Annotated in this window: 6 protein-coding genes and 1 pseudogene; 6 read left to right on the top strand and 1 reads right to left on the bottom strand. The window is 61.8% G+C overall.

What is annotated here, in order from left to right:
- Positions 1–596, top strand: a pseudogene (locus VIM98_RS03695) (hypothetical protein); the annotation flags it as partial.
- A 62-nt stretch (positions 597–658) separates the two neighbouring features.
- On the top strand, positions 659–1,201 hold the full coding sequence (locus tag VIM98_RS03690) for a hypothetical protein (protein ID WP_331991744.1): 543 nt from the start codon (positions 659–661) through the stop codon (positions 1,199–1,201).
- Between the two features lie 198 nt (positions 1,202–1,399).
- Here VIM98_RS03690 and VIM98_RS03685 read toward each other — a convergent pair whose 3' ends face one another.
- Complete coding sequence (locus VIM98_RS03685) at positions 1,400–2,800, bottom strand: class II fumarate hydratase (RefSeq protein WP_331991743.1); 1,401 nt, start codon at positions 2,798–2,800, stop codon at positions 1,400–1,402.
- A 142-nt stretch (positions 2,801–2,942) separates the two neighbouring features.
- Here VIM98_RS03685 and purB point away from each other — a divergent pair, with 142 nt between their 5' ends.
- The 4 genes from purB to VIM98_RS03665 form a co-directional block, all read left to right on the top strand.
- Positions 2,943–4,307, top strand: coding sequence for an adenylosuccinate lyase (gene purB, locus VIM98_RS03680; RefSeq protein ID WP_331991742.1), 1,365 nt, complete (start codon positions 2,943–2,945; stop codon positions 4,305–4,307).
- A 5-nt stretch (positions 4,308–4,312) separates the two neighbouring features.
- Complete coding sequence (locus VIM98_RS03675; protein ID WP_331991741.1) at positions 4,313–5,500, top strand: cupin domain-containing protein; 1,188 nt, start codon at positions 4,313–4,315, stop codon at positions 5,498–5,500.
- A gap of 13 nt (positions 5,501–5,513) precedes the next feature.
- Positions 5,514–5,987: a hypothetical protein gene (locus VIM98_RS03670; protein ID WP_331991740.1), complete on the top strand. Its 474-nt coding sequence runs from the start codon at positions 5,514–5,516 to the stop codon at positions 5,985–5,987.
- A 317-nt stretch (positions 5,988–6,304) separates the two neighbouring features.
- A partial coding sequence (locus VIM98_RS03665; RefSeq protein ID WP_331991739.1) for a thiamine pyrophosphate-dependent enzyme occupies positions 6,305–7,981 on the top strand: 1,677 nt, incomplete at its 3' end.

Genomic DNA, 7,981 nt, shown 5'->3' with positions numbered 1-7,981 from the left:
GCACTGTACTGTCCAAGGTCGTCAGCGCCGTCGTGCTCGCACCGCTGATTGCAGTCGTCATCGGCATCGCGATCGGCATCGTTCAGCTGATTCTGTTCGCCTTCGTGCTCTCATTCCACGGCATCAATGTCTGGCAGCTGTTGATGCTGGCGCACCCGATCCGCACCGTGCTGGCCTTGATCAGCGCGATCCCCCTGTATGCACTCTGGGCTCTGCCGGCCGTCGGTTGGCTGATGCTTTGCTCGGCCTGGGCACGCAGCAAGCCGTTCCTCTGGGCCATCGCTGCGCCACTGGTCGCCGGTTTGCTGGTCACCTGGTTCAACATCATGGGGTTGTTCAACCTGTCGTCCGGTTGGTTCTGGCATCACGTCGTGCAACGCTTGATCCTCAGTGTGTTTCCTGGTTCGAACCTGGTGTTCGACAGCCAACAGGGTCAGGCCATGGCCGCTCTGGGCACGCACGACAGTTCTTCGATCCTGACGCCTGGCACAAGCCTCATGCTGCTCAGCTCGATCGAACTATGGATCGGCGTGGCCGTCGGCGCTGCCCTGCTCGCCGGAGCCGTCTGGTACCGCCGCATTCGCGACGACAGTTGATCGGCACTACGCTAATCCCGTTCAAGCTCAAGCCATCATCATCGGACCACAAGGGGATACGTATGAACTACCGGCCATGGCTAGGCGCCCTTCTGCTCGGCAGCACCTTGCTTGCCGGCTGCGATATGGGGGCGGACACCAACATGATGAACGGTGCCATCGCACTCAAGGGCGACAAAGTAATGCTCCGGCCCGAAGGCCAGCCAGAAGGCGTGATCGATTCCAGCGGCAACTTCGCGATCGACGGCAAGCCGGTCAATTTGACGCCCCAGCAGCAGGCCCTGCTGATGGCTTACTACATGAATGTCGCCGATGTTCACAACATCGGCCTGAAGATGGGCAAGGTAGGCGGCAAGATGGCGTTGGATGCCATCGCGCACGCGTCCAGCAGCAAGCAAGCCGATGACAGAGCGGCCAAGGGTGCCGACGAGTTGCAGACGCTCGGCATCGCGATCTGCAAGGACACCGCCGGTATCAAAACCGTCCAGGATCAGTTGGCCACACAGCTACCGGCCTTCAAACCCTACGCGGGCATTGTGGATCGCGGCAATGTCGACGATTGCGCCAAGGATATGGACAAATCGAAAGGCAAGGATGCTGGCTAGGGCAATGACGCCCGGGCGTGAGTGTTGCCGGCGATGCAACCAGGACAGTGCATCGCCGGCAGTTTTTTTAGTATCGGCTCGATAGGCCTTCAGGAAACGCCTAACGACCACCTACCTTGTAGAAGCGGCTTCCGCCGCGACCGGTCAGGCCTTGCGCTGCGCAGTCGCGACCGACTTAGGTACCCCCTCGATATGCCTTTAGCCGCCGCTTCCGCCGCCACCATGAATACCGCCCTTGGTCAATGTCATGGGGTCGAGCAGCCTCTTGAGTTCTTCCTTCGAAAGTCCAGTGGTTTCCAGCGCCACATCCATGATCGGACGTTTCTCCTTGTAGGCCTGCTTGGCCGTCGCCGCACCTTTCTCGTAACCGATGACCGGATTGAGTGCAGTAACCAAGATAGGGTTCTTGTCCAGCGCTTCCTTGACCCTTGCTGTGTTCACCTTGAAACCCGCAATCGCCTTGTCGGCCAAAAGGATGCTGACATTTGCCAGGATCTCGATCGACTGCAACAGGTTGTAGGCAATCATCGGCAGCATGACGTTCAACTGAAAATTGCCTGATTGGCCGCCGATGGTGATCGCCGCATCGTTGCCGATAACTTGTGCAGCCACCATCGCAGTAGCCTCCGGAATGACCGGATTGACCTTGCCCGGCATGATCGACGATCCCGGTTGCAAGGCTGGCAGCTCGATTTCGCCCAGCCCCGCCAACGGGCCGGAATTCATCCAGCGCAGATCGTTGGCGATTTTCATCAACGCCACCGCCAGCACCTTGAGCTGCCCGGATAATTCCACGGCAGCATCTTGTCCGGCCATCCCTTCGAAGAAGTTTTCGGCCGAGTCGAAACCTACGCCAGTGAGCTTCTTCAGCTCCCGTGCCAGCGTCGTGCCGAATTTCGGATCGGCGTTGATTCCCGTGCCCACCGCGGTACCGCCCTGCGGCAGGCGGCGCATGCGCTTCAGGCTGTCCTCGATACGTTCGATCGACGAACCGATCTGCGCCGCCCAGCCGGAAAGCTCCTGGCCAAACGTCACCGGCATGGCATCCATCAGATGGGTGCGGCCGGTCTTGGGTACGCTCTTGAGTTCGCGAGCGCGCTTGTCGATGGTCTTGCGCAGGTGCTTGAGCGCCGGCAGCAATTGCTCGCTTGCGGTCAATGTGGCACTCACATGGATCGCTGTCGGAATCACATCGTTGGAACTTTGCCCATAATTGACGTGATCGTTCGGATGCACCTTGCTGCCCGCATTGCCCGCTACGTGGGCAATAACCTCGTTGGCATTCATATTGGTGCTGGTACCCGACCCCGTCTGAAAGATATCGATCGGAAAATGGGCGTCGTAGTCGCCCTCGGCCACCGCCAGCGCCGCTTTGCGGATTGCTGCCGCCTGCCCTTTCTTGACATGACCCAGCGCCAGGTTGGCTTCGGCCGCCGCAGCCTTGATCAGCCCCAGCGCACGAATGAAAGCGCGCGGCAAATGCAGCCCGGAAATCGGGAAGTTATCCACCGCACGCTGGGTCTGCGCGCCATAGAGGGCATCGGCTGGGACCTTCAATTCACCCATACTGTCGTGCTCGATGCGGAACTTGGCTGCCATGGATCGGACTCCTGTGGGGGGACTTGCCGGTTATGGCGCCAGAAATGTTTAGACGCAAGGGGCGGGGGCAGTCGAGGAACGAGCCACCGGCCAGCACTCCCATGTAAAATCGCCGTTTACCCGCTGTAGGAACCCCGATCCCATGTCCCACGCCCTCACCGCCCTATCCCCCCTGGACGGCCGCTACGCCGCCAAGGCGGAGGCGCTGCGCCCGATATTCAGTGAGTTCGGCCTGATGCACCGCCGCGTCCAGGTGGAAATTGCCTGGCTACTGGCGCTCGCGGCGGACTTGGGGATCGGCGAGCTGCAACCGTTCTCCGATGCGCACGTAGCGCAACTGCAAGCCATCGCCGACCGGTTCGGCGTCGATGACGGCGCACGCATCAAGGCGATCGAAGCGACTACCAACCACGACGTCAAGGCGGTGGAGTATTTCATCAAGGAGCGCATGGGCGACGATGCGCAACTGGCCAAGGCCAAGGAATTCGTGCATTTCGCCTGCACAAGCGAAGACATCAACAACCTGTCTTATGCGCTGATGCTGCGCGACGCGCGCGACCAGGTGCTGCTGCCGACGTTCGACAAAGTCATCGCCACCTTGCGTGCCATGGCCCATGCTCAGGCCGACATGCCGATGCTTTCACGTACGCACGGCCAGACGGCATCGCCGAGCACGCTGGGCAAGGAACTGGCCAATGTGGTGGCGCGCCTCGAACGACAGCGCACGCAACTGGCGACCTTGCAGATTCCGGGCAAGATCAATGGTGCGGTGGGCAATTACAATGCTCATGCCATTGCGTATCCCGAAATCGATTGGCGCGGTTTCTCGCAGCGTTTCGTCGAGAGCCTCGGCCTGGACTACAACGCCTATACCACCCAGATCGAGCCGCACGATGGCATCGCCGAATATTGCGACGCGGTACGCCGCGCCAACATCGTCCTGATCGACCTGGCCCGCGATATCTGGGGCTATATCTCGCTGGGCTACTTCAAGCAGTCGCTGAAGGCCGGCGAAGTCGGTTCCTCGACTATGCCGCACAAGGTCAATCCCATCGATTTCGAAAACGCCGAAGGCAACTTCGGCCTGGCCAATGCTCTGCTTGGCCATTTCGCCGAGAAGCTGCCGATCAGTCGTTGGCAGCGCGACCTGACCGACTCGACCGTACTGCGCGCACTCGGTACCGCCTTCGGCCATACCCTGGTCGCACTGGAATCGCTGCTCAAGGGCCTCGGCAAGCTCACCGTCAATGCCGACCGCCTCGCTGCCGATCTCGACGCCAGCTGGGAAGTACTGGCCGAAGCCGTGCAGACTGTGATGCGCCGCTACGGCTTGCCCGAGCCGTACGAACAGCTGAAGGCGCTGACTCGCGGCCAAGGTATTACTCGCGAATCGATGCGCAGCTTTATCGAGGGCCTGAACCTCCCGGCCGATGCCAAGCAGCGTTTGCTCGACCTGACACCCGGCGGGTACATCGGGCTGGCCGCACCGTTGGCACGGGATATCTGACGCCCATGCCCGCCACGCCTCCCATCGAAGTCCGCGGCAGCATCAAGCAGCCACTGGGTATGTCGCCAGCGCAATTCCTGCGCGATTACTGGCAGAAACGCCCGCTGCTGATCCGCAATGCTTTTCCGGATTTCGTGCCTCCGCTGCAGCCGGACGACCTGGCAGGCCTGGCGTGCGAAGAGCACGCGCTGTCGCGCCTGATCGTCCATGACGAAAAGCGGGACCGCTGGAGCGTCAAGACCGGCCCCTTATCGGAAGACGACTTCGCCAAGACACCGGACCGCGACTGGACCCTGCTGGTACAGGATGTCGACAAGTGGGACACGGATGTCGCCGCGCTACTGGAAGCCTTTCGTTTCCTGCCCAACTGGCGCGTCGACGACATCATGATTTCCTACGCCGAGCCGGGTGGCGGCGTGGGTGCGCATGTCGATCAATACGATGTCTTCCTGCTGCAGGGACTGGGGCAACGACACTGGGCGATCAGCGACGATCCGGCCGCGCCCAAGGATTTTCGCGACGACATCGAACTCAAGCAGCTGAAAGTATTCGAGCCGACCCACGAATGGATGCTGGAACCGGGCGACATGCTTTATCTGCCACCGGGCGTGCCACATGACGGCGTCGCCTTCGGCGGCCCGTGCATGACCTTTTCGGTCGGCATGCGCGCGCCATCGCAGGCGGAGTTGACCGGTGACCTGGCCGACTATCTCGCCGAGCGTCTCAACGAAGGACAGCGTTATGCCGATCCGGATCTGGCGCCCGTCAGGGCGGCCGGTGAAATCGACAAGTCGGCACTGGCTCGATTGCGCCATGCACTGCCGATCGCCACCGCACTCGACGACGATACGCTGCGTGATTGGTTCGGCCGCTTCATTACGCGTTATCGCGTAGCACAAACGCCGGCGATGCCCGCCAAGGCCTTGACCGACAAGGCTCTGCTCAAGCTTCTCGATGGCGGCTGCGAACTGCTGCGCCATCCATGGTCTCGCATGGCCTGGAGCCGTGGGAAACACGACTGTACGCTTTATGCCAACGGGCATGCTTACCCGGCGACCGCCGGTCTCGCCGAACAACTGTGCGGCCACCGCCAATGGGAACCGACGCGCAAGCTGCCCGCTGCCGACTTGGCCTTGTTGTTGGCCCTGACCAACGACGGTCACCTGGTTGCCCGGAAAAAGAAGTTGCGCTGAAGAGCCGAATGCCATGCCGCCGATCGCCAGCCGTGACGAGTTGACCGCTGCACGGCTGGCCGTGTTGCAGCAAGCACGTTATCGGCTCTCCATCTATCAGCCGATGCTGACCGCGGATATCTTCAGCGACACGGCCGAGATGACCCAATTGCGCCGCATCGCCACCGCCGGCCGAGGTGCCGAAATCCGGATCCTCCTGCACGACCCGCAATCGGTCCTGCGCGACGGCCACCGGCTGGTAGCGCTGGCGCAACGCCTGTCGAGTACTGTGTTAGTGCGCGTACCGACAGCGGAACAGGACCTCGGCTATGGCAGCGCCTACATGTTCGACGATGTCGGCGGTTACGTATTCCAGCCGGAGGCGTCCCGCCCACAGGGCCGGACGGCTCTACTGGACAGGGGCGGACAAGTGCCGCTGATACAACACTTCAATGAAGTCTGGGAAAGAAGCGAGCGGGCATCGGCACTGTTGCCGTTAGGGATTTGAAGCCTTGCTTCCCCGCCCCCACCTTTCCGGATGGCTGACAAAACGGCGAGGCCAGCCGACTCCTTACTGAACGCCAAGCCGTAGCCCGGCGAGTGGCCTTCCACGTCCCGAAAACCAGAAATCGTCGGAACGTCATGGCCCTTCCGACCGCGGCGGTACCCCAAGGGCTCGAAATTTCGTCGCCGATCCCCACTTTTCTCGACAAATCGGGTTGCCGCGCCGCAGCAGCCCGGCGCTATAATTAACAGGATTTTTCGCCAGCGTTTCGGCCCGCAAGAGGCCGGCGCTGTCAGCCTCCCTTCCCTGCCGGTGGTGACGTGAGCACAAACCTGATCCGCGAGTTCTTCGAATCCTCGCAACTCGCAGGCGGTAACGCCGATTATGTTGAACAATTGTATGAAGCTTGGTTGGTCGACGCCTCGTCGGTTCCCGCCGAGTGGAACCAATACTTCCAGACCTTCAAAGGCCGCGAGTCGGGGGACGTGTCCCACACCGCGGCCATTGCACGTATAGAGGCGGCACAAAAGCAGCGCTACAACGGTACCGGCGTGGTCGCCGGCAGCGTGGACGACGCCCATGCCCGCAAGCAGGCTGGCGTGTTGCGCCTGCTGACCGCCTACCGCTCGCGCGGCCACTTGGCCGCCGACCTCGACCCGTTGGGCCTGACCCAGAAGCTCGAGGCGCCGGACCTTGGCCTGGCCTTCCATGGCCTAGCCGAGTCGGACCTGGATACCGAGTTCGACACGCATAACTTCGCCGGCACCGGCCCGCGCATGAAACTGCGCGACCTGCTTGCCCGGTTGAAGAAGATCTACGCCGGCACCATCGGTGCCGAGTTCATGCACATCAGCAACCATGAGCAGCGCAACTGGATCTACACCCGCCTGGAAAAAGCCGGTGGCAGCGCGGGCCTGGACAAGGCCGGAAAGCAGCACCTGCTCGACGGCCTGACGGCCGCCGAAGGCCTGGAGCGCTATCTTCATACCAAGTACGTCGGCCAGAAGCGCTTCTCGCTGGAAGGCGGCGACAGCCTGATCCCGATGGTCGACGATGTCGTTCGCGCCGCAGGCGACAACGGCGTCAAGGAAGTCGTCATCGGCATGGCTCACCGTGGCCGATTGAACGTGCTGGTCAACATCCTGGGCAAGCCGCCGCGTACCCTGTTCAACGAGTTCGAAGGCAAGTTCGAGCACGACGGCGACGATCCGGCCCATTCCGGCGATGTGAAGTACCACATGGGCTTCTCCGCGGACGTCAAGACGCCCAACGGTGGCGTGCACGTGGCGCTGGCCTTCAACCCTTCGCACCTGGAAATCGTCAATCCGGTGGTTGCAGGCTCCGTGCATTCGCGCATGACTCGCCGCCGCGACACCGAGCGCCGTCAGTCGATCGCCGTGCTGGTACACGGCGACGCTGCGCTGGCCGGCCAGGGCGTGAACATGGAACTGTTCAATATGTCGCAGGCCCGCGGCTTCAAGATCGGTGGCAGCCTGCACATCGTGGTGAACAACCAGGTGGGCTTTACCACATCCAATCCGCAGGACGCGCGCTCGACGATGTACTGCACCGACCTGGCCAAAATGGTCAATGCGCCGGTGCTGCACGTGAACGGCGACGATCCGGAAGCGGTCATCCAGGCTACCCGCCTCGCTTACGATTTCCGCAAGGAATTCCGCAAGGACGTGGTGATCGACCTGGTCTGCTATCGCCGCCATGGCCACAACGAAGCCGACGAACCGGCAGCGACGCAGCCGGTGATGTACCAGATCATCCGCAAGCGCCCGACGACCCGCGAGCTGTACGCACAGCAATTGGTCAAGGAAGGCGTGCTTGCCGACGGCGATGCCGCCAAGCAATTCGAGGCCTATCGCGATCGCCTGGAAAAGGGCGAGACGCTGGCGACCCTGGCCGACGATCTGCGTAACGATATTCCCGTGGACTGGACCCGCTTTATCGGCGGCAAACTGTCCACCCCGGCCGATACCACCGTACCG

It is taken from the genome of Dyella sp. (genome assembly GCF_036568765.1).
Taxonomy (GTDB): domain Bacteria; phylum Pseudomonadota; class Gammaproteobacteria; order Xanthomonadales; family Rhodanobacteraceae; genus GSA-30.
The sequence above is the reverse complement of the archived record's forward strand: the minus strand, read 5'-3'. Positions and strand labels throughout refer to the sequence as shown.